The 25,483-nt window shown below is 60.9% G+C and carries 25 protein-coding genes and 1 tRNA gene; 17 read left to right on the top strand and 9 right to left on the bottom strand.

What is annotated here, in order from left to right; translation table 11 throughout:
* Positions 1 to 89: 89 nt before the first annotated feature.
* Positions 90 to 854 carry a response regulator gene (locus HW452_RS09250; protein ID WP_224105816.1) on the bottom strand — a complete coding sequence of 255 codons (765 nt, stop codon included), beginning with the start codon at positions 852 to 854 and terminating at the stop codon, positions 90 to 92.
* Between the two features lie 105 nt (positions 855 to 959).
* Between HW452_RS09250 and HW452_RS09245 the strand changes: the two genes are divergently transcribed.
* Positions 960 to 3,245 (top strand): TonB-dependent siderophore receptor, encoded by a 2,286-nt coding sequence (locus HW452_RS09245; RefSeq protein WP_224105815.1) that lies wholly within the window; start codon positions 960 to 962, stop codon positions 3,243 to 3,245.
* Positions 3,246 to 3,436: 191 nt separating this feature from the next.
* On the opposite strand, the gene HW452_RS09240 is transcribed toward HW452_RS09245, so the two are convergent.
* Both HW452_RS09240 and HW452_RS09235 read right to left on the bottom strand, forming a co-directional pair.
* Complete coding sequence (locus HW452_RS09240; RefSeq protein WP_224105814.1) at positions 3,437 to 3,904, bottom strand: nuclear transport factor 2 family protein; 468 nt, start codon at positions 3,902 to 3,904, stop codon at positions 3,437 to 3,439.
* A gap of 42 nt (positions 3,905 to 3,946) precedes the next feature.
* A complete protein-coding gene (locus HW452_RS09235) occupies positions 3,947 to 4,558 on the bottom strand; it encodes an NAD(P)-dependent oxidoreductase (protein ID WP_224105813.1) in 612 nt (203 codons plus the stop codon).
* Between the two features lie 151 nt (positions 4,559 to 4,709).
* Here HW452_RS09235 and HW452_RS09230 point away from each other — a divergent pair, with 151 nt between their 5' ends.
* From HW452_RS09230 to HW452_RS09200, 7 genes are all read left to right on the top strand, one after another.
* Positions 4,710 to 5,087 carry a winged helix-turn-helix transcriptional regulator gene (locus HW452_RS09230; RefSeq protein ID WP_224105812.1) on the top strand — a complete coding sequence of 126 codons (378 nt, stop codon included), beginning with the start codon at positions 4,710 to 4,712 and terminating at the stop codon, positions 5,085 to 5,087.
* Positions 5,088 to 5,355: 268 nt separating this feature from the next.
* A complete protein-coding gene (locus HW452_RS09225; protein ID WP_224105811.1) occupies positions 5,356 to 6,276 on the top strand; it encodes a YihY/virulence factor BrkB family protein in 921 nt (306 codons plus the stop codon).
* A 214-nt stretch (positions 6,277 to 6,490) separates the two neighbouring features.
* Entirely contained in the window at positions 6,491 to 7,105 is a 615-nt protein-coding gene (locus HW452_RS09220; protein WP_224105810.1) for a DUF2201 family putative metallopeptidase, read from the top strand.
* 41 nt (positions 7,106 to 7,146) lie between these two features.
* Positions 7,147 to 8,199 carry a helix-turn-helix transcriptional regulator gene (locus tag HW452_RS09215; RefSeq protein WP_224105809.1) on the top strand — a complete coding sequence of 351 codons (1,053 nt, stop codon included), beginning with the start codon at positions 7,147 to 7,149 and terminating at the stop codon, positions 8,197 to 8,199.
* 24 nt (positions 8,200 to 8,223) lie between these two features.
* On the top strand, positions 8,224 to 8,739 hold the full coding sequence (locus tag HW452_RS09210; protein WP_224105808.1) for a gamma-glutamylcyclotransferase family protein: 516 nt from the start codon (positions 8,224 to 8,226) through the stop codon (positions 8,737 to 8,739).
* Entirely contained in the window at positions 8,739 to 9,242 is a 504-nt protein-coding gene (locus HW452_RS09205; RefSeq protein ID WP_224105807.1) for an opioid growth factor receptor-related protein, read from the top strand. Before HW452_RS09210 ends, HW452_RS09205 begins: the two co-directional genes overlap by 1 nt.
* A gap of 49 nt (positions 9,243 to 9,291) precedes the next feature.
* Positions 9,292 to 9,957: a hypothetical protein gene (locus tag HW452_RS09200; protein WP_224105806.1), complete on the top strand. Its 666-nt coding sequence runs from the start codon at positions 9,292 to 9,294 to the stop codon at positions 9,955 to 9,957.
* Positions 9,958 to 10,057: 100 nt separating this feature from the next.
* Here the strand turns inward: HW452_RS09200 and HW452_RS09195 are convergent.
* A tRNA-Arg gene (locus HW452_RS09195) sits at positions 10,058 to 10,134 on the bottom strand.
* Positions 10,135 to 10,275: 141 nt separating this feature from the next.
* On the opposite strand from HW452_RS09195, the gene HW452_RS09190 reads away from it, so the two are divergent.
* On the top strand, positions 10,276 to 11,274 hold the full coding sequence (locus HW452_RS09190; protein ID WP_224105805.1) for a TRAP transporter substrate-binding protein: 999 nt from the start codon (positions 10,276 to 10,278) through the stop codon (positions 11,272 to 11,274).
* A 68-nt stretch (positions 11,275 to 11,342) separates the two neighbouring features.
* Here the strand turns inward: HW452_RS09190 and HW452_RS09185 are convergent, their stop codons facing one another.
* A complete protein-coding gene (locus HW452_RS09185) occupies positions 11,343 to 12,728 on the bottom strand; it encodes an FAD-binding oxidoreductase (RefSeq protein ID WP_224105804.1) in 1,386 nt (461 codons plus the stop codon).
* 431 nt (positions 12,729 to 13,159) lie between these two features.
* On the opposite strand from HW452_RS09185, the gene HW452_RS09180 reads away from it, so the two are divergent.
* From HW452_RS09180 to HW452_RS09170, 3 genes are read left to right on the top strand one after another with little or no spacing between them, the layout of a single operon-like run.
* Positions 13,160 to 14,101, top strand: a complete 942-nt coding sequence (locus HW452_RS09180; protein ID WP_224105865.1) for a TRAP transporter substrate-binding protein — start codon at positions 13,160 to 13,162, stop codon at positions 14,099 to 14,101.
* Between the two features lie 6 nt (positions 14,102 to 14,107).
* Positions 14,108 to 14,641, top strand: coding sequence for a TRAP transporter small permease (locus HW452_RS09175; protein ID WP_224105803.1), 534 nt, complete (start codon positions 14,108 to 14,110; stop codon positions 14,639 to 14,641).
* A complete protein-coding gene (locus tag HW452_RS09170) occupies positions 14,638 to 15,900 on the top strand; it encodes a TRAP transporter large permease (RefSeq protein ID WP_224105802.1) in 1,263 nt (420 codons plus the stop codon). The genes HW452_RS09175 and HW452_RS09170 overlap by 4 nt, the downstream gene beginning before the upstream one ends.
* A 73-nt stretch (positions 15,901 to 15,973) precedes the next feature.
* On the opposite strand, the gene HW452_RS09165 is transcribed toward HW452_RS09170, so the two are convergent.
* Entirely contained in the window at positions 15,974 to 17,029 is a 1,056-nt protein-coding gene (locus tag HW452_RS09165) for a substrate-binding domain-containing protein (protein WP_224105801.1), read from the bottom strand.
* 138 nt (positions 17,030 to 17,167) lie between these two features.
* On the opposite strand from HW452_RS09165, the gene HW452_RS09160 reads away from it, so the two are divergent.
* The 5 genes from HW452_RS09160 to HW452_RS09140 are packed head-to-tail and all read left to right on the top strand — an operon-like array spanning position 17,168 to position 23,193.
* On the top strand, positions 17,168 to 17,662 hold the full coding sequence (locus HW452_RS09160; RefSeq protein WP_224105800.1) for a formate dehydrogenase subunit gamma: 495 nt from the start codon (positions 17,168 to 17,170) through the stop codon (positions 17,660 to 17,662).
* Positions 17,659 to 19,212: a formate dehydrogenase beta subunit gene (locus tag HW452_RS09155; protein WP_224105799.1), complete on the top strand. Its 1,554-nt coding sequence runs from the start codon at positions 17,659 to 17,661 to the stop codon at positions 19,210 to 19,212. The genes HW452_RS09160 and HW452_RS09155 overlap by 4 nt, the downstream gene beginning before the upstream one ends.
* Positions 19,209 to 22,100, top strand: coding sequence for a formate dehydrogenase subunit alpha (gene fdhF, locus HW452_RS09150; RefSeq protein ID WP_224105798.1), 2,892 nt, complete (start codon positions 19,209 to 19,211; stop codon positions 22,098 to 22,100). Before HW452_RS09155 ends, fdhF begins: the two co-directional genes overlap by 4 nt.
* Positions 22,097 to 22,936: a formate dehydrogenase accessory sulfurtransferase FdhD gene (gene fdhD, locus HW452_RS09145; RefSeq protein WP_224105797.1), complete on the top strand. Its 840-nt coding sequence runs from the start codon at positions 22,097 to 22,099 to the stop codon at positions 22,934 to 22,936. Before fdhF ends, fdhD begins: the two co-directional genes overlap by 4 nt.
* A gap of 11 nt (positions 22,937 to 22,947) precedes the next feature.
* Positions 22,948 to 23,193 carry a formate dehydrogenase subunit delta gene (locus tag HW452_RS09140; protein ID WP_224105796.1) on the top strand — a complete coding sequence of 82 codons (246 nt, stop codon included), beginning with the start codon at positions 22,948 to 22,950 and terminating at the stop codon, positions 23,191 to 23,193.
* A gap of 340 nt (positions 23,194 to 23,533) precedes the next feature.
* Here the strand turns inward: HW452_RS09140 and ureG are convergent, their stop codons facing one another.
* From ureG to ureE, 3 genes are read right to left on the bottom strand one after another with little or no spacing between them, the layout of a single operon-like run.
* Entirely contained in the window at positions 23,534 to 24,169 is a 636-nt protein-coding gene (gene ureG / locus HW452_RS09135; protein WP_224105795.1) for an urease accessory protein UreG, read from the bottom strand.
* Positions 24,170 to 24,188: 19 nt separating this feature from the next.
* Positions 24,189 to 24,890 (bottom strand): urease accessory protein UreF, encoded by a 702-nt coding sequence (locus HW452_RS09130; RefSeq protein WP_425348100.1) that lies wholly within the window; start codon positions 24,888 to 24,890, stop codon positions 24,189 to 24,191.
* Positions 24,862 to 25,407 (bottom strand): urease accessory protein UreE, encoded by a 546-nt coding sequence (gene ureE, locus HW452_RS09125; protein ID WP_224105793.1) that lies wholly within the window; start codon positions 25,405 to 25,407, stop codon positions 24,862 to 24,864. Before ureE ends, HW452_RS09130 begins: the two co-directional genes overlap by 29 nt.
* Between the last annotated feature and the right edge of the window lie 76 nt (positions 25,408 to 25,483).

The raw sequence follows: 25,483 nt of genomic DNA, 5'->3' as shown, positions 1-25,483 counted from the left end.
CACAAAGCCGGGAAAACGCATCGCCTGCCGCTCTTCTGAACGCGTTATGGCGCAAACACTATCGCTCGGTCACTCGTCAGGCATGCGCATCATTCAGGCGCAGAGGAGGAGAATTCAAGCAGGTATCCTTCATTGCGCACGGTGCGAATGAAGCGAGGGTGGCGGGCGTTATCCTCCAGATAATGACGCAAGCGGCTGATGCAGACATCGATGGCGCGGTCATTGATATGACATTCCCGACCAAAGGCACAGCGGCTCAGCTCGTCGCGGCTGATGATCCGGTTGGGGGTTTCGCTCAGCGCCTTGAGCACCATGAAATCCGAGCGAGTGAGGTCGATGGCGTGCCCCTGTGGCGAGCGCAGTCGGCGAAGCTGTAGATCCAGGCACCAGCCGGAAAAGCAGCGCTCGGTCACTGCGGCCGGTTTGGGCTGGTGTACCGAGGTGGTACGGCGGCGCACCGCACGAATGCGAGCCACCAACTCGCGGGGCTCAAACGGCTTGCACAGGTAGTCGTCTGCGCCCATTTCAAGGCCGATGATGCGCTCGGCTGCTGACCCTTGAGCACTTAGCATGATGATCGACACACTGGCCTGGTAACTCAAGGTCCGGCACAGGCTCAACCCATCCTCACCCGGCAGCAGATGTTCGAGCAGTACCAGTACCACGCTGTCATCGAGCCGCGCCCACATTTCGCGGGCGTTGGCCGCCCCTCGCGTGCGATATCCCATGGTGTTCAGGTAGTGACAAATATGCGCGCGGCTCTCGTCATCGTTATCCACGACAAGAATGAGTTCGCCTTCCTCGTGTCGATCCGCCTCTCGCGCCAACGATAGAGCATCCACCACACAATTCATTACATACGCCCCATAGATCAAAACTTTCTTAAACCGAAGCGCCAATATAATCGTGACGTCTAATTTGGTAAATACAAATCATTATTATTTCAAGGGATACACTTGATGCACCAGACTTACCAAGCAGCCAGAGGCGCCTCTGGATGGGTAAAAAACCCGCTCGTCATTGCCATTGCTGCGGCCATCAACGGTTGCATGTTAAGTGCCAGCGCGGTGGCACAAACCACTCCTGATACTCAGCTGGATACCCTCACGGTCGAAGCCACCTACCAGGGGCAGTTCGACCGAAGCTACACGGTGCCTGAAACGAGCAGCTCTACCGGGCTCGATCTTTCGCCGCGGGAAACGCCCCAGTCAGTCACCAGCATTACCCGTCAGCAGCTCGACGACCGTCAGGCGGTCAGCCTGGAAGACGCACTGGAACTCACCCCCGGGATCGTCGCCAGCAAGGCGGAAGTGGGCGTGCGCACCTCCTACCGAGCCCGTGGCTACAGCATCAGCAACTGGAAGATCGATGGCCTGCAGTTCCCCGGTGACACCGGCTTCAGCGGTGGCGGCAGCGCGCTCAACATGGACCTTTACGAGCGCGCTGATATCGTGCGCGGCGCCAACGGCCTGCTGGGCGGTACCGGCGACCCATCAGCCACCGTCAACTTGATCCGCAAGCGCCCAGAGCGAGAATTCGGCGGCAGCGCCTACGCCTCCTACGGGCGCTGGGACAACGCTCGCGGCAGCGTGGACATGAACCTGCCGCTGACCGACGATGGCAGCGTACGTTCCCGCGTCGTGGTGACCCAGGGCGAAGGCGACGCCTTTCGCGACCACGAGTCCACCCGTACCCGGGGCGCACTTGCAAGCTTCGAGGCGGACGTGACGGATTCGACCACCCTCGGCGTGGGTTACCAATACGAATACAACAAGACCTCCGGTGCCGGCTGGGGTGCCAACGTGCCCATCTGGTTCGCCAACGGCGCCAAGACAGACCTGCCACGCAGCACCAACCTGACGCCGGAGTGGAGCTTTGCCGAGCAGGAAACCGATACGGTCTTCGCCTCGCTGAGCCACCGCTTCAACGGCGACTGGAGCCTGGAGGTCCAGGCCGCCCAGAGCGATACCGATGCCTTCAACGACCTGGCGCTCGCCAAGGTCAACCGTGGCCCCGGCGGCACCTATATCGGCTACTGGAACGAGGACGGCAGCGGCGCCGTATTGAACGGCCTGCGCGACGACAACGAGACGCGCCAGCGCTCTGCCCAGATCGACCTGAACGGCGCTTATGAGCTGGCCGGACGCAGGCACGATCTATCCCTTGGCTACAGCGAAAGCCGCACCCGCCAGCGCGCCTTCGAGCAGGACTGCACGATGTTCAGCGCCACGCAGTCGGTGTTCTCCCAGGGCTGCATGTACCGCGCCAACAACGGCCTGCCCATCAGCGACTGGCGTAACGGCGTCGATCCGGATATCGGCATCGAAGGGTCGCGCACCGGCCGCGTCAGCACCACCGACACCGAGCTTCGTGGACTCTACGCCGCCACGCGCCTGAGCCTGACCGAGCCGCTTTCGCTGATCCTGGGCGGGCGTACCAGTTACTACAAGACCGAGAACGAAACCAACGCGGGCGATACGACCACCCAGCGCGAAACCGGCGTATTCACGCCCTACGCGGGCCTGGTGTATGACCTGACCGACAACCACTCGCTCTATGCCAGCTACACCAATATCTTCACCCCGCAAAGCCGCGAGACCGCCAGCGGCGAGACGGTGAAACCGATCGAGGGCGACAGCTACGAGGCCGGCGTGAAGGGCGAATGGTTCGACGGGCGGCTTAACGCCTCGGCGGCCTACTTCCGCACCCGCCAGGAGAACAGCGCCGTGCTGGACGGTGCGAACCTGACCCCGGACGGCAACCAGGCCTACCGCGCGGGCACCGGCAACGAGACCGACGGCATCGACCTCGAGATTGCGGGCACCCTTGCGCCGGGCTGGAACGTTTACGGCGGCTACACCTACCTGCACTTTCGCCGCATCGACTCCGACGGGCGCAGCGATCCCTCGCACCTGCTCAAGCTGCACACGACCTATGAGCCCGCTGGCCTGCTGAACCGCTGGACCTTCGGCACCGGTGTGTATGCCCAGAGCAGCATCGACGCCATCTCGAGCCCCGGCGGTCAGCCCACCGACGGCGTCAGCACTGGCCCCACGCCGGCCAACTGGGCAGGCTACGCCACGGTCAGCGCCATGGCCCGTTACGATATTACCGATGCCACCAACGTCACGCTCAACGTCGATAACCTGTTCGACAAGCACTACTACGAGCGCTACGGCTTCTATGCCCACTCGATCTACGGCAGCCCACGCAGCGCCATGCTGACGCTGCGTACCGAGTTCTAGAACGCTTCAGTCCAGATCAAAAGCGCCGCGCAAATGCGTGGCGCTTTTTACATGCCAACTTCCAGGTAACGCATCTCACAAGCTACCGACTGGTGGGGAGCTTATGGGGGCATAAAAAAGGCCCTTGCGGGCCAAGTAACACTTAACTAACACTATGTATTTTAAAACACGCCAATTTAAAACATGCCAGTTTAAAACATGGTGTTTTCGTTGGCGGCTTCTTCTGGTACCGCTTGAATGACATCCCAGTGCTCGACGATCATTTCATTCTCGACGCGGAAGATATCTACCACGGCCTCGCCACGATCCTCGTCACCGTTGGTGGAGTGAACATGCAGCCAGACCAGGTCACCATCGGTGGCGCTGCGCACGATTTCGCTCTTGTAGTCCGGGTTTTCCTCGAAGTAGCCTGCAAAGTAATCCACGAAAGGCGCCTTGCCGTCCGGCACGTCCGGGTTGTGCTGAATGTAGTCTTCCGCCAGCACCGCTGAACTCTGCTCTGTTTCATGCTCATTGAAGAACTGGTTGTAGAACTGGATGACCAGCGCCCGGTTGGCCTCCTCAGCCTCGACATCACGATCGGCTTGGGCAAAGGAGACAGCGGGCAAGGCCAGCATCAGGGCCGCGGTGGTCGCACTCAGAGATTTCAAGATGGTCATGTAAAACTCCTGCCTGGGTTAGATGAATCAATAGTCGATGAATCAATAGCCAACGGTAAATCGCTGCTGCACATGGCGAGGCTTCTCCAGCTCATCCACGAGTGCCACAGCATAATCTTCAAAGGAGATGCTCGAGCCCGACTCATGGGTCAGCAATTCGTCCTTACCGAGACGGAACACGCCGGTACGCTCGCCGGGCACGAACTCTGCCGACGGGGAAAGAAACGTCCACTCGAGGTTATCAACACCGCGCAGGAAATCCAGAAACTCGCCACCGGCACGCGCTTCGGGCTTGTAGGCATCGGGGAAATCCGGCTGGTCGATGACCTTCTCGCCCGGCGCAACTTCCAGGCTGCCTGCCCCACCCACAACCAGATAACGGGACACGCCGCTATCGCGTACCGCCCCTACCAGTTTTCTGACATCGCTGGCCGAGAAAGGCACGGCACTGATCACCGCATCATGCCCTTTCAGCAAAGCGGCCAGCGCCTGCTGGTCGTCGGCATCGCCTTGTGTTGGTGTCGCGCCCGGCAATTGGGCAATCTTGTCCGTATGACGGGCAATGGCGGTTACCTGATGCCCCCGCTGGGACAATTCAGAGAGAATGCGCGAGCCTGCATCACCCGATGCGCCGATAAGTGCAACCTTTGCCATGAGACATCTCCTCGAGCTTCCATGGTTTACACGGTCTATAATGTAGACCTTGGAATAAACTTAATGTAGTTTCTGCAGCCGCGCAAGAAGTCATGTTTACCTGACCCGGTCACATCCATGTGCCCACTGCATAACCATCCATGGAGCCGCAATGACTGCCATTACCGCGAGCGACGAGATCGTTCTTGAACAGCCCTGCCCGATTCGCGATGTGCTTGACCGCATCGGCGACCAGTGGAGCCTGTTGATTCTGGAAGCCCTGGCCCCCGGCACACGGCGCTTCAATGCCCTGATGCGTGACATAGGTGATATCTCAAAGCAGATGCTGTCGCGCACCCTCAAACAGCTGGAGCAGGATGGTTTTATCACGCGTACGCTCTACCCGGAGGTTCCGCCCCGGGTGGAATATACCCTCACCCCGCTGGGGCGCTCCTTTCTCGAGCCGATGCAGCAGCTGGTAACCTGGGCCGATACGCATCACCGCACCATCGTGGCCGCCCGCCTTCGCTATCAGGCCGCGCAGGCTTGAGGCCCACCATACAAAGGTCACCACAGCGGCGTGCGCCCCGCTCGCCGGTCAGCAAGCATGTCTTCGAAAGATGTTGGCTGAACATCAGTGACGATTGCATTGGAATTTATCAACGAATGTCCCTAGGGTCAGAGGGAGCTTGCGCGATGGATGAGCCGGCATGGAAAGCGTGGCCTCTTGGATGTTATGCCTGAGTGTCAATGAAAACAGCGCGCTGGGCGGATGCCTACGCCCCCCGGCGAACGAAGAACACGGAGAGTGGCAAGCCATGGCTCACATACGCACATTCGGTAACGCCGCCTTACTCCTGCTTCCTCGGCTGGCGTCCTTTGCCTGGCGGGTGCTTCGTCACTTCCTGAAAAACCGCGGTATCCTGCTGGCAGGCGGGGTGGGTTACAACATTCTGCTTTCCGTGGTGCCGCTGTTTGGCTTGGTGGTGGTAATGCTGGCGCGCGTGGTGGACGAACAGCACCTGCTCGACGTGCTCGCGGTACAGGCGCGCCACCTGGCCCCGGCGCATGCCGAGGTAGTGATGGACGCCGTGCGCGGGCTGCTGGAATCCCGCGATGTCATCGGGATTCTCAGCTTTCCCATTCTGCTGCTGTTCAGCTCGTTCGCCTTTCGCATGCTCGAAGACGCCCTGGCACTCATCTTCCACTCGCCCGAGTGCCCAAGGCGAAGCGCCTGGGTATCGGCGCTGCTGCCTTACGCCTTCATGCTGGTGCTTGGGGCAGGCCTCATGACATTGACGCTGCTGGTGACCCTGGCCAGCTCGCTCAATGCGCTGGTACTGGCCCTGTTCGCCCGCGAGCTGCCGTTAGCCGGCCTTTCCGGCCCGGTTCTCAACCTGACCAGCTTTGTCGGCGTCTTCCTGCTTTTCAGTGCGATTTACAAGGTGCTGCCGGTGGTCAAGGTCGCCCTGCGCCGGGCCATTGTCGGCGGCTTCGTGGCGGCGCTCTTGTGGGAAGGCGTCAGGCTGTTTCTGGTCTACTACTTCACCCACCTTTCCTTCGTCAACGCCGTTTACGGCTCCTTGGCGACCCTGGTGATCGTCCTGCTCAGCCTGGAAATCGGTGCCATCATCTTGTTACTGGGTGCCCAGGTCATCGCCGAGCTTGAGCGTAATTCGCGGATGGGGCTGGTCTGGTATGTGGATCCGGATCGGGAGGCGATTAGCCGGGTTGATTGACCCGAACAGATAAGAAGCCGCTCATCTTTACGGCCCGGTTATTTGGGCGCGCATCGATCATCCGGGGCCCCACGCAGGGACTACGCCAGACCGACGCTAAAACCTTGTTACTATGTTAATTGCCATCATTTTGATGCGGTGTGAGTTGATGCGGCGTTAGTTGTCGTAGCACTGTCGTAGCGTACTACCCTCTTCACACATGGGAGGTAGGGATATGCAGACGTGCTCATTAATTGCTTCGGCAACCACCCAACAAGAGCTCGCCAAGTGGCAGGCGGATCGCGACGTCTGGGCTAACACGCTCCCTATCATGAATTTTTTAAGCCAGTTTTTAACCCTAACACCCGTCGTGACGCCGTCGTTCGATTCCGCGAGCACTGATGGCCGACATCTCTATTTCAGCCCTCACTACAGTGCTTGTCTTTCCGATGAATCACGCCGTTTTTTACATGCACATTTAATCTGGCACTGTGTTGCGGGCCACTTAACGGCACCGCTGGTCGCTAACCATCATCGCTGGCACCTCGCCTGTGATCATGAAGTAAACGCGCTCCTGCTTGAGCTGGGTATTGCGCTCCCCTTTGATGCGCTGCTATTTCCCGTCTGTATTGGGCGAAGCTCGCTGGAGGTATATCAGTGGCTTGAAGGGCACCCCAATACATCCTTAGAGAATACGGCCGACATACACCCCGCCGCGCTCTGGGCGCACCTACCTAATGCGGCACCTGAACAGAACACCGTGTCGCTATGGCGTCGCCGTGCCCATTTACTATCACGGCAAACCGATGCGCTGCCCGAGAGAGTCGCTAAGTTTTGTGAGGCACGGTAAACTCTTTCGTTTTCATCATTACTGTCAGGGGTGGCGTCACTATGTCCGATGCGCGCGATACGCTTTTTCGCTATTTGACGCTACTGCAGCTCATTCCCCGTTCCCCTGGACGCATTTCCACCCCCGTGCTGAAAGAGAAACTCGCTGAACGTGGTTTTCATATCGATACGCGATCATTACAGCGCGATTTAGGTCAAAAACTCTCGACAAGATTTCCGATTGGCTGTGATGATAGCCAAAAGCCTTACCGCTGGTATTTTGATCGCGACTTCCAGTGTCAGTTACCCGCACTAGACGTGCCGAGTGCGTTAACGCTCGTGCTAGCTGAAGAGTATCTGAAAGGCCTGCTTCCCCCTGTAGTCGTTGGTCAGCTATCGCCTCACTTTAACGATGCTCGACAGTTGCTTGATGGGCTGGCGTCTAACGGACTCAGCCAGTGGGCCCGTTGCGTCCGCGCTATTCCTAATGGCAAAGCGTTAATACCCGCAGAGTTAAATGAGGCAATCTGGCAGACGGTGGCGGAGGCACTACTAGAACAAAAGGCAATTGATGTTACTTATCTATCTCGCACCTCAGGAAAAGAAAGGCCGATGACACTTCATCCTCAAGGCATTGTTAGTCGACATAGTGCTACTTATCTACTCGCACATGTCGATGGGTTTGAGGATCTACGCCAGTTTGCACTTCATCGTATCAAGCACGCGACGTTCAGTCAGATCTCCTGGCAAGCGCGTGACGATTTCGATATTGATCACTATATCCAAAGCGGTGCGTTTGGCTATCGCCAAGGGCCCGATGATGTGGTGTTAGAGGCAGAGATCGCACGCCCGGTCGCTTGGCTCCTGCAGGAGACGCCGCTTTCTGACCAGCAAACGATAGAAGCCCTGCCTGACAGCGGATGGTATCGCCTGACCGCTCAAGTGCCAGATGATCAGCAAACTCTGTGGTGGCTGATGGGCATGAGCACCAATATCAAGGTGCTCGCGCCAAGTACATGGAGGGAAACCCTAAAGGCGAATGCGGCCCAGGTACTTGAACATTACCAGGACCCTTTGGACACCTGCGATACGCACTCAAAACTGGCTGCCGGATAGCCATGCCACTTTAAGGAGATCGCCATGCTCTGCTTTGCTTATGGATCCAATATGTCGACGCAGCGCTTAGCCGCACGGATTCCAGCACGCTTTGTCACCACCGCTCTGCTTTCGTCTTGCCGATTAGTGTTTCATCAGCCTAGCGGGGACGGCTCGGGCAAGTGCGATATTGTGCCCGCGTCAGATCAGTCAGCGGTGTATGGGGTGATTTGGGAGGTCGCTTCTCATCATGAGCCGACCCTCGATCGTTACGAGGGGCTTGGGGTAGCCTACGGCGAAACCTGGCTGACGGTCACGGATCTTGCGATAGAACGGCAATTTGATGTGCAGGCATATGCCGGCAACGTCACTTCCCCCGGGATTCGCCCATATACATGGTACAAGCACCATGTACTTGCCGGGGCGCGAGAGCATGGGTTACCCGCCAGCCATATTCATACACTGGAACGTATTGGGGCCCACCAAGACTTCGACGCCGAACGCCCTGCTCTCGAAATGGCGTTGCATGGTCACGCTGAACCGTTAGTGCGGAGTGCATGATGGACAATAACACGCGCTTACTCGCATTTTATCGTGGCGAAGGACACGATCATAAAGGACGTCAACTCAAGGACATCTGGGCACTATCTCCTTTCTGGCTAGAGCATACCCACGACTACATTCAATGGCTATTTCCCATTCCGGAAGCGGGCCGTTTCAACGCGTTTGCGCCTTTACTGACGACTGAAGTGCAAACGGCTTTTGAGAGTGAAGCGACCTTACGATACCACCAGCAACGTTCACTTGATGTCATGCTGGATTTTCTTGGGCTCACTCGCGATGGCAACGTCATAACCGCTCAGCCGACGTTATCGATGCAAACACATATCTGGCTGAAAGCCAGTGGCCACAACCACCTGCGTATTACGCGTATCATTCGGTCGTTAGCACTATGTCATCAGCCAGAACTGGCGCGTGCCGTTCAGAAAGCCATGTGTGATCTGGGCCCACAGCATGGCGTGGTATCAGCAATGTCGTTGCGGTATTGGCGGGAAGCGTTTTAAAACAGCTCATTCGCCTGCTACATAACAAACCTGAGGACTAATCAAAAACATGAAAAATATTGCTTACATAGAAGATAACATTGTCCCACAGCTATTCACTACCGCTATTGAGGCCTATAAATTCCGTCATAGAAGCAGTATCCGGTCAAAAGGCTTTGACCGTCTAGAAACGTTTGGGCTGCTGTGGGGCTACTCAATTCCAGCCAAGGGCGCAATACCTGCCAAGGTCATAGCCACAATGGCCACAGTTGAAACTTCAGCTGACCGCCATAATGAATGGGTCGCTCCTAACTTTGAATCATTACGCAGCAAGAAAGAGTTTTTTGAACATTACTGGCCGAATATTGAGCTTGTGGGCACCTTTCATTCACATCCTTATGAAAACCTTGCCGAGGTTAATGACTGTAAGGGATGGAGGGCATCCGAGGGTGATAAAGGCTTTTGGCCCCACTTCCATGAAGAAGTATCCCCTAGCCAGCCACTACTCACGCACCTCATCGTGACGGTGGCTAATTTGGAAAAGACAGGCTGGGCAATACCAGACCGGTTGAAGGGTTCTGAAAGCTCAAAAGGCTACGTACTTTCAGCTAAAAATACAAAATTGTGGCTGCGGTCTTATGCCTCCAGCATGGTAAAGCACGAAAATAGAATAAAGTACGAATACTCAGATGATATGGAGCTTGATATCCCCGCCTTAGAACGACGCTTTTTGTAAAACAATGCGCTATAGATAGCTCAGGAATGTGTTTGGTCCCGGGGTGGTCACAGACAAAACAAAAGGGCCTGCGATCACTCGCAAGCCCTTTTTCATGTTCTGGCGCGCCCGGCAGGAATTGAACCTGCGACCTTCGGCTTCGGAGGCCGACACTCTATCCAACTGAGCTACGGGCGCGTAGGGGGCGTATCGTACCTGTGTGGGGGCGTCGTGTCCAGCCGCAAGCGGCTCGGTGCTTCGCCTGATTGACCACTTTCCCGCGGGTAAGGCATGCTGCGCAGGCACTTTCGCACCTTGTTGAATCGGGAACGCATAAAAATGAAAACATTCACGCTGAACACGCTGGCGCTGGGCATTTCTGTCGCACTCGCGGGTACCGCCCACGCGGCTGATTTTGACGATATGGACCCTATCACCCTGCGCCTGGCCCACGTGGTCAACGAGCAGGACGGCTTCCACATGGCCGCCACCAAATTCGAGGAACTGGTGGAAGAGCGCACCGATGGCAAGGTCTCGATCGAGATCTACCCCAACGCGAGTCTCGGCGACGAGCGCACGCTCCTGGAAGGCATGCAGATCGGTACCGTGGACATGGGCGTGATCACCAACGGCCCGGTGGCCAACTTCGTCGAGGAGATGGCGGTGTTCGAGCTGCCCTTCCTGTTCCCCTCCCCCGAAGCCGCCTACAGCGTGCTGGATGGCGAGATCGGCCAGGAGCTGCTGGACAAGCTCGCGGATGTGAACCTGAAAGGCCTGGCCTACGCCGAGCGCGGCTTTCGCAACCTGACCAACAGCGAGCGCGCCGTCAACACGCCGGCGGACATGGACGGGCTGCGCATTCGCGTGATGGAAAACCCGGTGTACACCGACACCTTCCGCGCACTCGGCGCCAACGCCATTCCCATGGCCTGGAACGAAGCGTTGACCGCCATGCAGCAGGGCACCATCGATGGTCAGGAGAACCCGGTGAACGTGGTGCACTCGTTCAAACTGAATGAAACCCAGAACTACATGACGCTATCGCGCCACACCTACGCCCCGGCGATCTTCGTGATGGGCCTGCCCGCCTGGAACCAGCTGCCACAAGCCGCCCAGGCCGTGCTGGAAGAGGCCGCTCAGGAAGCCGCCGAGTATGAGCGCCAGCTGAACGCCGAGATGGAAGCCGAGCAGTTGGCGTCATTGAAAGAAGCCGGCATGGAGATCGTTGATTCGCCGGATCTTGAAGCCTTCCAGGAAGCGGTCGCGCCCATCTACGAGCAATACGGCCAGCAGTTTGGCGACTACCTGCCGCGTATTCGCGAGGCGATCACCGAGTAACCTTTTACTTACCCCCGCCAGCAAAAAGGCCACCGCGAAGGTGGCCTTTTGCATGGGCGCGTAGCTCGTTACGCCAGAATCTTGCCCGGGTTCAAAAGCCCCTTCGGGTCCAGCGCCAGCTTCATGCGTTTCATCAGCGCGATCTCTTCCGGCGTGCGCGAAAGGCTCAGGTAGTCGCGCTTTTCAAGGCCCACGCCGTGCTCGGCGGAGATGGAGCCGCTGTATCGGGTCAGTGTGCCGTACACGATCTCTTCCACCGCGCGGCGGCTGTGGGGGCTTGGGTCGCGCACGGTGATCATGATGTGCAGGTTGCCATCGCCCAGGTGGCCGAACACCACGATCTTGGCAACGCCTGGCCACTGCGCCTCGAGCTTCTCTTCAAGCGTGGTGACGTACTCGTCCATGTGGGCGATGGGCAGGCTGATATCGAACGAGAACATGGGGTTCAGCTCGTACACCAGGGTTTCGATGTCTTCGCGAATATCCCAGATGCCCTGACGCTGGGTACTTGAATTGGCCAGCACGGCGTCGGTTATCAGCTCCTCTTCCAGCGCTTTTTCGAGCACCGCGGCGAAGGCCTCGGCGTCCTTCTCCTCGTTGGAGCCCAGGGTCTCGATGATGGCGTAGAAGGGCGAGTCGCCGGCGAGGATCTCGGCGTGTTTGGTGGCCTCACTGGTCATCAGCGCGTAGTGGTTGTTCCACAGCGCTTCAAACGCGCTCAGGCTGTTGGCAAGTTCCCTGGAGGCAAACTGCAAAAGCCGGGTGAGCGCATCAAACGAGGGCACCGCCACCAGGGCGGTCTGCTCGCTGGGCATTTTGGGCTGAAGGCGCAGCACCGCGCGGGTAACGATGCCCAGCGTGCCTTCGCTGCCGATAAAGAGCTGCTTCAGATCGTAACCGGCGTTGTTTTTCAGCATGGTGTTCATCGAGCTGACCACGGTACCGTCGCTCAACACCGCCTCCAGGCCCAACACCTGCTGGCGCATCATGCCGTAGCGGATCACGCGAATACCGCCGGCGTTGGTGGCGATGTTGCCGCCAATGGTGCAGGAACCGCGCGCGCCGAGATCGAGCGGAAACTGCAGGTCGATCTCGTCGGCGGCTTCCTGCACGCTTTGGAGCGTGGCGCCGGCCTGCACCTGCATGGTCGAGCCCACCGGGTCGATGGATTCGATCTGGTTCATGAGCTCAAGTGAAATCACCAGCTCATTGGGGCTTGCCACCGCGCCGTGCACCACGCCGGTCAGCCCACCGTGAGTCACCACCGCCTGCTTGGCTGCATGGCACGCTGCCATTACCTGGCTGAGTTGCTCGGTATTCTGCGGACGGATGATCGCCATGGCCTCGCAAGACGCCTTGGTAAACCAGTCAACGCTGCGCTGGGCAACGTCCTCCCCCAGCAACACCCCTTTTTTACCGACGATAGTTTCAAGCTCGTTAATCAGCGTATCCATGGTCTCTACCTGTTGAGCGGCCCAGCGTATCCAGGCTCTGTCTGAAAAATGCCTGCGCTCGTCGACTTTTCAGACAGCCCCTGGCGGCCTTACCTGTTTTAATTTAGCGACAGTGAATATAAAGTTACCACGTAACCCTCAAGAACACTCTATGCCTGCCGACTCAGCGGCGCGGGCTAGGCAGGCTAACGCCTGTAAAGCCGCTGCTCAAGCGCGCAGGGGCTGTTTTATCCTTTCGGCTAATAGCGGTACGGCAAGCGGGGAATTGTGCGCCAAACCCGATAAAGTAGCCGAGCACCTTGTAACGCCCTCACACACTCATGATACGGATCCTCCGAGGAGAACACGTGGAACACGCCCCTTCTTTACACGCCTTCCCGCGCCCTTTCGGCACCCGGTGCCTGGCGCTTGCGCTGACGGCTGTTGGTCTGATGGCCGCCGGTAGTGCCGCCATGGCAGATATCCCGTCTACCTCGCTGCGCCTGGCCCACGTGGTCAACAGCGACGACACCTACCACCTCGCCGCCGAGCGCTTTCAGGAAATCCTCGATGAGCAGAGCGACGGCGCGGTGAGCGTGGAGATCTTCCCCAACGCGAGCCTTGGCGACGAGCGTACGCTTCTGGAAGGCATGCAGATCGGCACCGTGGACATGGGCGTGATCACCAACGGTCCGGTGGCCAACTTCGTCGATGAGTTCTCGGTGTTCGAGCTGCCGTTTCTCTTCCCCACGGCCGAGGCCGCTTATGACGTGCTCGACGGCGAGATCGGCCAGGAGATTTTGGGCAAACTCGAAGGCGTGAACCTGAAAGGCCTGGCGTTTGCCGAGCGCGGCTTTCGCAACATCACCAACAGCCGCAACCCGATCAACGAGCCGGCGGACCTCGACGGGCTGCGCCTGCGCGTGATCGAAAACGAAGTCTACGTGGACACCTTCCGCACCCTCGGCGCCAACGCCGTGCCCATGGCCTGGACGGAAGCCTTGACCGCGCTGCAGCAGGGCACCATCGATGGCCAGGAGAACCCGATCAACGCCATCTACGCGTTCAACCTGGCCGAGACCCAGGATTATCTCACCATGACGCGCCACATCTACGCCCCGGCGCTGTTCGTGATGAGCCTGCCCAAGTGGAACGCGCTGCCCGAAGAAGTGCAAACGCTGGTGCAGGACGCCGCCGTCGAGGCTTCCGCCTACGCTCGTGCGCAGAACGCCGAAGCCCAGGCCGAGCAGTTGGCAGCACTCGAAGCGGCGGGCATGGAGATCAATGAATCCCCGGATATCGAGGCCTTCCGTGAAGCGGTCGCCCCGATTTACGAACAGTACGGCCAGCAGTTCGGCGATTACCTGCCGCGTATTCAAGAGGCGCTCGAGTAAGCCGCCATGTCGTTGAAATCGTCGCTCGACTCTTTCGTATCGCTTCTGAGGGCCATCGAGCGCGGCCTGGACGCCGCGCTCAAGCCCGTGGTGTTTCTCGGCATGGCCGCGCTGATTGCGGTCATCACGCTGCAGATCGTCTCCCGCGTGCTGTTCACCGCGGTGGGCTGGACCGAGGAGGTCGCCCGCTTTTTGCTGATCTGGATCACCTTTCTGGCCGGCACGCTGGCGTTTCAGCGCGGCCACCATATCGCCGTCACCTTCGTCGTGGACGCCCTGCCCGCAGGTGTTCAGCGTCTCGCCCGAGCGCTGGCGGTACTGGCGGTGATCGCGTTCATGGTCACGCTGATCGTGATCGGCTATCGCTACATGCAGGTGCAGAGCTTTCAGAAATCCGCCTCGCTGCGCGTGCCGATGTCTTACATCTACGCGGTGATGCCGATCAGCGCGGCGATCATGGCCTGGTATGCGCTGGTGGATCTTTTCGAGATCGTGTGTGAGGGCGAGCCCAGAAAGCCCATGGGAGAGCAGACACCATGACGCCACTTCTCTTCGGGCTGTTCTTTGCGCTGATGCTTTTGGGCGTGCCCATCGCCTTCGCCATCGGCGCAAGCTCGCTCTATGCCCTGTATCAGGCCAACGTGCCGCTGATGGTGGTGACCCAGCAGATGTTTCAGGGCATGAACTCGTTTGCGCTGGTCGCCATTCCGATGTTCATCCTCGCCGGCGACCTGATGGCCCAGGGCAAGGTGAGCGAGCGCCTGGTGGGCTTTGCGGACTCCCTGGTGGGGTTCATGCGCGGCGGGCTCTCCATCGTCTCGGTCATGGCGGGCATGTTCTTCGCGGCGATCTCCGGCTCCGGAGCGGCCACCACCGCGGCGGTGGGGTCGAGTCTCGTGCCGGAGCTCAAGCGCAAGGGGTACGACCCGGCCTCGGCAGCGAGTCTGATCGCGGCGAGCGGCACCATCGGGGTGGTCATTCCGCCGTCGGTGCCCATGATCATCTACGCGGTGATCGCCCAGCAGTCGGTCTCGAAGCTCTTCTTGAACGGCTTTCTGCCGGGTCTTGCCATGGGCCTGGGGCTGATGGCAATCGCCATCGTGCAGGCCTACAAGCGCCAGTACCCGAAAGGCACGCCGCTTTCACCCAAAACGATCTGGCGCACCTTCAAGTCCGCCAGCTGGGGGCTGATGACCCCGGTGATCATTCTGGGCGGTATCTTCACCGGTATCTTTACGCCCTCCGAGGCCGCGGTGGTGGCGGTGAACTACGCGCTGCTGGTGTCGCTATTCGTCTATCGCGATTTGAACCTGGCCCAGGTGTACCGGCTCCTGTTGCGCTCGGCGATGACCACCGCGGTGATCATGCTGGTGATCGCCATGTCGGCGGTGCTGAGCTGGACGCTGTCGAGCTGGCAGGTACCCGGCGCCATTGCCCAGTCGGTGCTGTCGCTCTCCACCAACCCGCTGGTCGTGATGCTGCTGGTGGTCGCGGTGATTCTGCTCACCGGCGTGTTCATCGAAACCGCAAGTGCGTTGATCATTCTCACGCCGGTGCTGCTGCCGCTGGTGCTGCAGCTCGGGATCGACCCGATCCACTTCGGCCTGATCATCGTCGTGGGGCTGTCGATCGGCATGATCACCCCGCCGGTGGCGATCAACCTGTACGTGGCCTCGTCGGTCACCCAGCTGCCGCTGGAGCGTATCACCCGGGCGATCATTCCTTACTTGCTGGGCTTGATCGGGGTGCTGCTGCTGGTGGTGTACGTGCCGATATTGATGGGCTGGTCGGGCAACTGAGCGAACCTTGCGTGCACGTGGGTGCCAGGGGCGTGCCAAACGGCACGCCCCTGGCGTTTCAGGACGAGTGGGGCTAAAGCAGGGTGTCAACGTCGATGATGTCGCCACACCGGCTGGGGCTATACCCCGGCAGTTTCCGTACTGCTTCCTGAAAAGGCGCGCCGCGCAGGATATCGAGAAAAGCCTGAAAGCGCGCCTCTTTCAACGAGCGCTGGTGACAGACCAGCAGATAATCCTCGATGGCCAAGGGAATGAAGTCGAGCCCGAACTTCTGCGCGGCGGCCTCCACGCCAAAGCCTGCATCCGCCATGCCGGCGGCCACGTAGGCGGCCACGGCGGAGTGGGTATACTCCTCGGTTTCAAAACCGCGAATCTGCTTGCTGGATACGCCCGCCTCTTTCAGCAGGCAGTCCAGCAGCGAGCGTGTGCCCGACGAGGCCTGGCGGTTGACGAAGCGCACGCCGCTTGCGTCAAGCGATGTGATGGTCTCGATACCCAATGGGTTGCCTGCCGCGACGATCAGGCCCTGAGTGCGGGCGATAAAGCCGATCACGCGGTGCTTTCGAGGCTTTAAAAGGCCCTGGTAGGTGCTGCGCACCTGCTCTCCCACCTTGCCGCGCGGCAGGTGAAACCCCGCCACATCACAGCCCCCGCGGTTGAGCGCGGCCAGCGACTCATGGGGGCTGCAGTACTGCAGGTCCAGCGGCAGCGCTTCCAGGTATTTGGGCAGAAGCTCCACGGCAAAGCCGTGGCTGGCATGCAGGCGCAGTATGGACAGCGCGCCCTGCTGCTCGCGCTGGATGGCCAGGTTCAGCTCGGACCCCAGGCTTTCAAGCTGCGGGCCGAGGCGCGCGATGGCACGCTGCTCGGCCCACAAGAGCTTTTCGCCAAGCAGTGAAAGATGGGCGCCGCGACCACGCTGCAATTCCACCAACGGCACGCCGAAAAACTCGCCTCCTTGACGCAATAAGTTCCAGGCATGCCGGTATGAGATACCCACGTCCTCGGCAGCCCGGGTTAACTTACCCCGACGATACACTGCCCCCAGCAGGCGAAGCAGCTGTAAATCCAGTTGATTTCCGGCCTCGTCGCAAAAGGACCAGGTGGGAATCACGGTGATCTTCTTCATAGGCATGATCTTTCATATTTTGTCGTTGTTGGCTTGATGCTAGCGTGACATTGACCGTGGTGCACGCCTTCAATAGTCGTTTCAAATAAGCATAAGCGTGCATATTTATCAAAAACAATCAGCACCGGGAGAGACCTGATGAACGAGTCTCGAGAATGGTCGTCGCAGTCGATTCAGGCCGAGATCGACGCGCTTAAACACACCCCAGGCGCGCTCTTGCCGATTCTTCACGCCCTCCAGGACCGCTTTGGTTTCATCCCCTCCGATGCCGTTGCCATGATCGCCGAGTCGTTGCAGCAGACTCGTGCCGAGGTGCACGGCGTGATCAGTTTCTATCACCATTTCCGCACGACCCCGCCGGGGCGCCACGTGGTGCAGATCTGCCGCGCCGAGGCGTGCCAGTCCGTCGGCGCGCGCGCGCTCGAAGCCCATGCCAAAGCGCGCCTGGGCGTGGATTATCACCAGACCACGCCGGATCGCGACATCACCCTGGAAGCCGTTTATTGCCTCGGCAACTGCGCCTGCGGCCCGTCGATTCGCGTCGACGACCAGGTACGCGGGCGCGTCACGCCCGAAGCCTTCGATGAGCTGCTCGACGAGCTGCAGACCCAGACGCTTGAGGTGATGGCATGAGCATTCGCGTTTTCGTGCCCCGCGATACCACCGCGCTTTCGCTTGGCGCCGATTCCGTGGCCCGGCGCCTTCAGCGCGAAGCCGCCGCCCGCCACGAAGGGATCGACATCGTGCGTAACGGCTCCCGCGGGCTCTTCTGGCTGGAGCCGATGGTCGAGGTGGAAACCCCCAAAGGGCGCATGGCTTACGGGCCGGTCACCCCGGCCGACGTGCCGGCGCTGCTCGATAGCGGCCTGCTGGAAGGCGATGCGAGCCACCCGCTGGCGCTCGGCCCGGTCGAGGAAATCGACTATCTCGCCCGCCAGCAGCGGCTCACCTTTGCGCGCATCGGCGTGACCGACCCGCTCTGCCTCGACGACTACCGCGCCCACCAGGGCTATGTGGGGCTCGAGGCCGCGCTCACATTATCGGCCCAGGCCATCGTCGACGAGGTGAAAGCCTCCGGGCTTCGCGGGCGCGGCGGCGCGGCGTTTCCCACCGGCATCAAGTGGCAGACGGTGCTCGATGCGCCTGCCGATCAGAAGTACATCGTCTGCAACGCCGACGAGGGCGACTCCGGCACCTTCGCCGACCGGCTCGCCATGGAGTGCGACCCGTACATGCTGATCGAGGGCATGACCATCGCCGGGCTCGCGGTGGGGGCCACCCAAGGCTACATCTACCTGCGCTCGGAGTATCCGCTGGCGAAAGAGATCCTCGATGAGGCGATCAGCCGCGCCGAGGCGGCGGGGTATCTGGGCGAGAACCTGCGTGACAGCGGCCGTACTTTTCACCTGGAAGTACGCCTGGGCGCTGGCGCGTACATCTGTGGCGAGGAGACGTCGCTTCTGGAAAGCCTCGAGGGCAAGCGGGGGCTGGTGCGCTTCAAACCGCCGCTGCCCGCCATCGAAGGGCTGTTCGGCCGGCCCACCGTGGTCAACAACGTACTGTCGCTGGCCGCCATTCCCTACATTCTGGCCGAGGGCGGCCAAGCCTACGCGAGCTACGGCATGGGCCGCTCGCGGGGCACGTTGGCGCTGCAGCTGGCGGGCAACGTCAAGCGCGGGGGCCTGATCGAGCTTGCCTTCGGCACCACCCTGCGCGCACTGATGGAGGAGTTCGGCGGCGGCACGCTCAGCGGCAAGCCCCTGCGCGCGGTGCAGGTGGGTGGCCCGCTGGGGGCCTACCTGCCAGAAAGCCAGTGGGACCTGCCGCTGGACTACGAGGCCTTTGCCGCAGAAAGCGCCGTGCTGGGCCACGGCGGCGTGGTGATGTTCGATGACAGTGTGGACATGGCCGAGCAGGCGCGCTTTTCCATGGAGTTCTGCAAGGTGGAGTCCTGCGGCAAGTGTACGCCGTGCCGAATCGGCTCGACCCGCGGCGTCGAGGTGATCGACCGCATCCGCGCCGGCGAGAACCGCGCGGCTAACCTTACGCTGCTGGGTGATCTGTGCGAGACGATGGTCGACGGCTCGCTGTGCGCCATGGGTGGCATGACGCCCTTCCCGGTGCAGAGCGCCCTGAAACATTTTTCTGAGGACTTCCAGCGGGCGAGAGGAGAGCAATCATGATCGAACATTTTGATCCACGGCGTCAGGCCAACAGCGTCGATTTCAGTAAAGACTATGGCACGCCCTCACCCGTACCGAATGCCAATGCCGCTCAGGTAACGCTCGAGATCGATGGCGTGACCGTCAGCGTGCCGGAGGGCACCTCCGTGCTGCGCGCCGCGGCAATGGCCGATATCAGCATTCCCAAGCTCTGCGCCACGGACAGCCTTGAAGCCTTCGGCTCCTGCCGGCTGTGTGCCGTCGAGGTAGAGGGTCGCCGGGGCCTTCCCGCTTCCTGCACCACGCCGGTGGTAGAAGGCATGAAGGTGACCACGCAGAACGAGCGCCTGGCCAAGCTGCGCCGGGGCGTGATGGAACTCTACATTTCCGACCACCCGCTGGATTGCTTGACCTGCCCGGCCAACGGCGACTGCGAGCTACAGGACATGGCGGGCAGCGTCGGGCTTCGCGAGGTACGCTACGGCTTTACCGGCGAAAACCATCTGGAAGCGCAAAAGGACACATCCAACCCCTACTTCACGTTTGACCCGAGCAAGTGCATCGTCTGCTCGCGCTGCGTGCGCGCCTGTGAAGAGGTGCAAGGCACCTTCGCGCTGACCATCGACGGGCGCGGGTTCGAGTCAAAAGTTGCCGCCGGGCAGGACGAGGCATTCATGAACTCCGACTGCGTCTCCTGCGGGGCCTGCGTGCAGGCTTGCCCGACGGCAACGCTGATGGAAAACAGCGTGATCGATCACGGCGTGCCGGATCGAAGCGTGGTGACCACCTGCGCCTACTGCGGCGTGGGCTGCTCCTTCGAGGCCCAGATGAAGGGCGACAAGCTCGTGCGCATGGTGCCCTACAAGGGCGGCGACGCCAACCACGGCCACTCCTGCGTGAAGGGGCGCTTCGCCTTCGGCTACGCCTCGCACCCGGACCGGCTGACCACGCCGATGATTCGCGATTCCATCGACCAGCCCTGGCGGGAAGTGAGCTGGGAAGAGGCCATTACCTTCGCCGCGAAACGCCTGAAGGCGATCCAGGCCGAACACGGCCGCGAGAGCATCGGCGGCATTACCTCCTCGCGCTGCACCAACGAGGAAACCTATCTGGTGCAGAAGCTGATTCGAGCGGCCTTCGGCAACAACAACACCGACACCTGCGCGCGGGTCTGCCACTCGCCCACCGGCTACGGTTTGAAAACCACGCTCGGTGAATCTGCCGGTACCCAGACCTTCGACTCGGTAATGAAGGCCGATGCCATCATCGTCATCGGTGCCAACCCCACCGACGCCCACCCGGTGTTCGGATCACTCATGCGCAAGCGCCTGCGCCAGGGGGCGAAGCTGATCGTCGCCGACCCGCGCCGCATCGACCTGTTGAAGACACCGCACCTGGGGGATGCCCAGCACCTGCCGCTGCGTCCGGGCACCAACGTGGCCCTGGTCAACGCCCTGGCCCACGTGGTGATCACCGAAGGGCTCGAGGACACCGAGTTCGTCGCCAAACGCTGCGATACGCAGGCCTACCAGAGCTGGCGCGCGTTCATTTCCGAGCAGCGCCATTCACCGGAAGCAAGCGAGATGATCACCGGCGTGCCGGCAAAGGCCGTGCGCCAGGCGGCGCGCACCTACGCCACCGCCGGCAACGGCGCGATCTACTACGGCCTGGGCGTCACCGAGCACAGCCAGGGCTCGACCATGGTCATGGGGATCGCCAACCTGGCACTCGCCACCGGCAACATCGGCCGCGAAGGCGTGGGCGTGAACCCGCTGCGCGGCCAGAACAACGTGCAGGGCTCCTGCGACATGGGTTCGTTCCCCCACGAGCTTCCGGGCTACCAGCACGTGGCCGACCCCATCGCCCGCGGGCGGTTTGAGGCGATGTGGGGCGTGAAGCTCGACGACGAGCCGGGGCTTCGTATTCCCAACATGTTCGACGCCGCCATTGAAGGCACCTTCAAAGCGCTCTACGTGCAGGGCGAGGACATTGCGCAATCCGACCCCAACACCCAGCACGTCGAAGCCGCGCTGCGCGCGCTGGACTGCCTGATCGTGCAGGATATCTTCCTGAACGAAACCGCCAAGTTCGCCCACGTGCTGCTGCCGGGTTCGAGCTTTCTGGAAAAGAATGGCACCTTTACCAACGCCGAGCGGCGCATCAACCGGGTGCGCAAGGTGATGCCGCCGGTGGCTGGCAAGCAGGATTGGGAGATCACCCAGGAGCTCGCCAACGCCCTGGGCTACCCGATGAACTACGCCCACCCCTCGGAGATCATGGACGAGATCGCCCAGCTGACGCCAAGCTTTACCGGGGTGAGCTACCAAAAGCTCGAAGAGCACGGCAGCCTGCAGTGGCCCTGCAACGACGAGCACCCGGAGGGCATGCCCACCATGCACGCGGTCAATTTCCCCATCGGCCTTGGCCGTTTTGCGATCACCGAGTACGTGGCAACAGAGGAGCGCACCAACCGCCGCTTCCCGCTTTTGCTCACCACCGGGCGGATTCTCAGCCAGTACAACGTGGGCGCACAGACCCGGCGCACGGATAACCAGCGCTGGCACGACGAAGACGTACTGGAGCTGCACCCGAGCGATGCCGATGTACGCGGCGTACGCGACGGGGATTGGCTGGGCATCACCAGCCGCTCGGGGCAGACGGTGCTGCGTGCACGGCTTAGCGAGCGCATGCAGCCCGGGGTGGTCTACACTACGTTCCATCACCCCGGCAGTGGCGCCAACGTCATCACCACCGATAACTCGGATTGGGCCACCAACTGCCCCGAATACAAGGTTACCGCCGTGCAGGTAGAAAAAGTCAGCCAGCCCTCCGCCTGGCAGCAGCGCTTCACCTCGTTTGATCAGGCCCAGAAGGGGTATCTGGCGAAGGCGCAGCAGGAGGCGCCATGAGCGTCGCGCGCGAACTCGATGCGGCCGCCCGGCGCACGCCGGCCCAGGCGCGCCAGCCGGTGGAAGTGCGCAGAAGCGCCACCGGCTGGGGCGCCGACGACCAGGAAGATACCCTGGCGCTCGAAGTACCCATCGCGCTGGTCTATAACGGCATTTCCCATGCGGTCATGATGGCAAGCCCGGCAGACCTTGAAGATCTGGCGCTGGGCTTCAGCCTCACCGAGGGAATCATCGCGCATCCTCACGAGTGCTACGACCGGGAGGTCAAACAGGAGATGAACGGCCTGGCCGTTCATCTGAGTATTGCCACCCAGCGCCTGATGGCACTCAAGGAGCGCCGACGCAGCATGACCGGGCGTACCGGCTGCGGGCTATGCGGCACCGAAGCCCTTGATCAGGCGATTCGGCCCGTTCCTTGGGTGAGTGCGCCGCCAGTGGATGACGCCGCCATTCAGCAGGCGCTGGGGGAAATGGATGCCCACCAGCCGCTCAAGGCGGCCACGGGAGCCGTACATGGCGCTGCCTGGTGCAACCTGCAGGGCCACATTCAGCGCCTGCGCGAGGATGTGGGCCGGCACAACGCGCTGGACAAGCTGATCGGCTCGCTTGCCAGTGATGGCACGCCGCGCGAGGAAGGCTTTGTGCTGGTGTCCAGCCGGGCCAGCTACGAAATGGTGCACAAGTGCGCCAGCGCGGGTATCGGCGCGCTGGTCGCCGTTTCTGCCGCGACGTCACTGGCCGTGGAGCAGGCCCAGGCGGCAGGCCTGCTGCTTGTTGGGTTTGCGCGCCCCGGCCGCCACCTTATCTACCATCGCCCCGCTTCTGCACAAGGCTGAGGAGACATACCGTGTCGACCCACAACGATGCCAACCTGATTCGCATGACCAACCAGATCGCCACCAACTTGGGCTGCGGGCGTGACGAGGACGCCGCCGCAGCGGCCATCTGCCGTCACCTGGAAACCTTCTGGGCGCGCCCCATGAAACAGCGCCTGGTGGCAAGCCTGGCGCAAGACGACGCCGGGCTTTCCCCTCTGGCTCACCGCGCCGCTACCCTGCTCGCCAATCGGCTCGCCGAGCGCCAGGCCAGCTAAACATCAGCTATCGAAAGCGCGGCCTTGAGCCGCGCTTTTTAATGGGCCGTCAACCTCTAAAACCGCCTTGCTTTAACTGCCAAGAGTATTTAAATTCAGTTAATTAAACATGATATTTATCATTTGTTAATTAAAGTTACCCATTTAGCGACTATTTCGATGCAATAAACGACTTTTTTCAAGGAATACGTACCCTTTAATAACCTGGGTTAAGGTCATGAAGGGTCGTTAGGTTCACTGTGGGCAGGTGGTGGCCAGGGATGGCCCGTTTTGGCAAGATGCCAGCCACCCTTTTTGGCTGCCCTGACCTTTTTCCGCCTGGTCATGGCAGCCTTTTTATTTATGGCCGATCAATGGTTTGCGGACGGCGTTCGTCGAGCATTCCTTTATCGAGAATGAAGCGGATGATCTCCTCGAGCCCCACGCCATCGTAAAGGTTGGTGAACACGAAGGGCCGCTCGCCGCGCATCTTTTTCGAATCCCGCTCCATCACCTCGAGCGAGGCGTGCACCTGTTCGGCGATGTCGATCTTGTTGATGATGAGCAGATCGGATTTGGTGATGCCCGGCCCGCCCTTGCGCGGGATCTTGTCGCCGGCTGAGACGTCGATCACGTAGAGCGTGAGATCGGAAAGCTCCGGGCTGAAGGTCGCCGAGAGGTTGTCACCGCCGGACTCCACCAGCACCAGCTCCAGATTCGGGTGGCGGCCCTGCAGCTCGTCGATGGCCGCCAGGTTCATCGAAGCATCCTCGCGAATCGCGGTATGCGGACAGCCGCCGGTCTCCACCCCGAGGATACGATCCGCCGGTAGCGCGTCGTGCTTGAGCAGAAAATCCGCGTCCTCGCGGGTGTAAATATCGTTGGTCACCACGGCGATATCGTAATGATCGCGCAGCGCCAGGCAGAGCTGCTTGAGTAGCGCGGTCTTGCCGGAGCCGACCGGGCCACCGACCCCTACGCGTAAACAGTGTGTCATCTCGTTCTCCTGATAGTGGTCAACTTCTGAACAGCCGGGAATACTGGGTTTCGTGCAGCGCGCTTGCCAGCGCCACGCCGGGCAGCGCCGGGCCGAGCTCGCTGTCATCAAGGGTGAGCGCCTCGTCCACGGCCCGGGAAAGCGCGGGCCGAAGCCGCTCGATGAGGCGCTGGGCGGCGGTATGGCCCAACGGCAGCGCCTTGCAGGCCACCGCCAGCTGGTTTTCGAGCCACGCCCAGCCAAAGCCGAGCAGCGCCTGGCGGCGCCCTACTTTTCGTGTAAAAGCGGTGTAAGCAAAAAGCGTTACGTAACCCGCCTGATCGGGAAGCCATTCTTTCTCGGGCAAAAGCGAAAGGCTCCCCAAAAGACGCGCGAGGGACGCACCCAGCCGGCTCTCCTCGGCGGCGAGCTCGGCGGTTTCGCGGGTGGCGGCAAGCCACGCGTCCCACTCGGCGACGGCGGCGCTATCGCCTTCGTTAAGCGCATCGTAAAGCCTGGCGATCACCGGCAGCTCACAGCGTGTCAGGCCATCTTCCAGCACGCCCTCGAGCCATTCGGCCAGGCTCGCCTCATCGCTCACCCAGCCGAGTTCGAAGGCGCTTTCGAGCCCTTGTGAAAAGGCGAAGGCCCCGATGGGCAGCGCCGGGCTGACCAGCTGCATCAGACCCAGCAGCGCCAGGTCGTCGTTGGTTTCAGTGCTCATGGTCGTGGTGGTGGTCATGATGGCCATGGGCGTGGCTATGCACGTGACTGGGCGCGTGGCTGTGTGAATGGCCGTGAGAATGCCCGTGCCCGCCGGTCTGGCTGTAGGCGCCGGGCTCCGGGTCGAAGGTGGCGTTGTGATGTTCGAGTTCGGCGCCCAGGCGCTCGGCCAGCTCTTCGAGCACGTGATCCGGCGGGAAGCGCACCCAGCCGCCCTTCTCGTCTTCGCCGAGTGCGAGCTGTACGTGGCGGTTGCCAAGATGGTAGGCAAGGCGCGCCAGCGGCAGGCCAGGCGCGATACGCGCGGTCACCACCGGTTCGATGGCGGCGCACACGCGGATCACCTCGCCGCTTTCGGCTTTCAGGCCTTCGCCGCTTCGCAGCACCGGGCCGCGGTCGAGAAACAGGCCCAGGGCTTGCCCGGCGTCACTTTCGGCTTTCAGGCGCCCGCGGATGCGCAGCTCGAAGGGCAGCGTGAGGGTATCGCTGGCGGCGCTTTCGTCGATGGGGCCGAGGCGTTCTATCAGTTTCAGCATGATCTGCTTCCTTCGAAAATTGTATGGCTGAGCCGGGGGTAGACCGTAGAGAGGGTCTTTTGCCATGGATGGCAAA

Source organism: Vreelandella aquamarina, from assembly GCF_020075495.1.
Classification (GTDB): domain Bacteria; phylum Pseudomonadota; class Gammaproteobacteria; order Pseudomonadales; family Halomonadaceae; genus Vreelandella; species Vreelandella aquamarina_A.
This window is presented reverse-complemented; position numbering and strand designations above follow the sequence as displayed.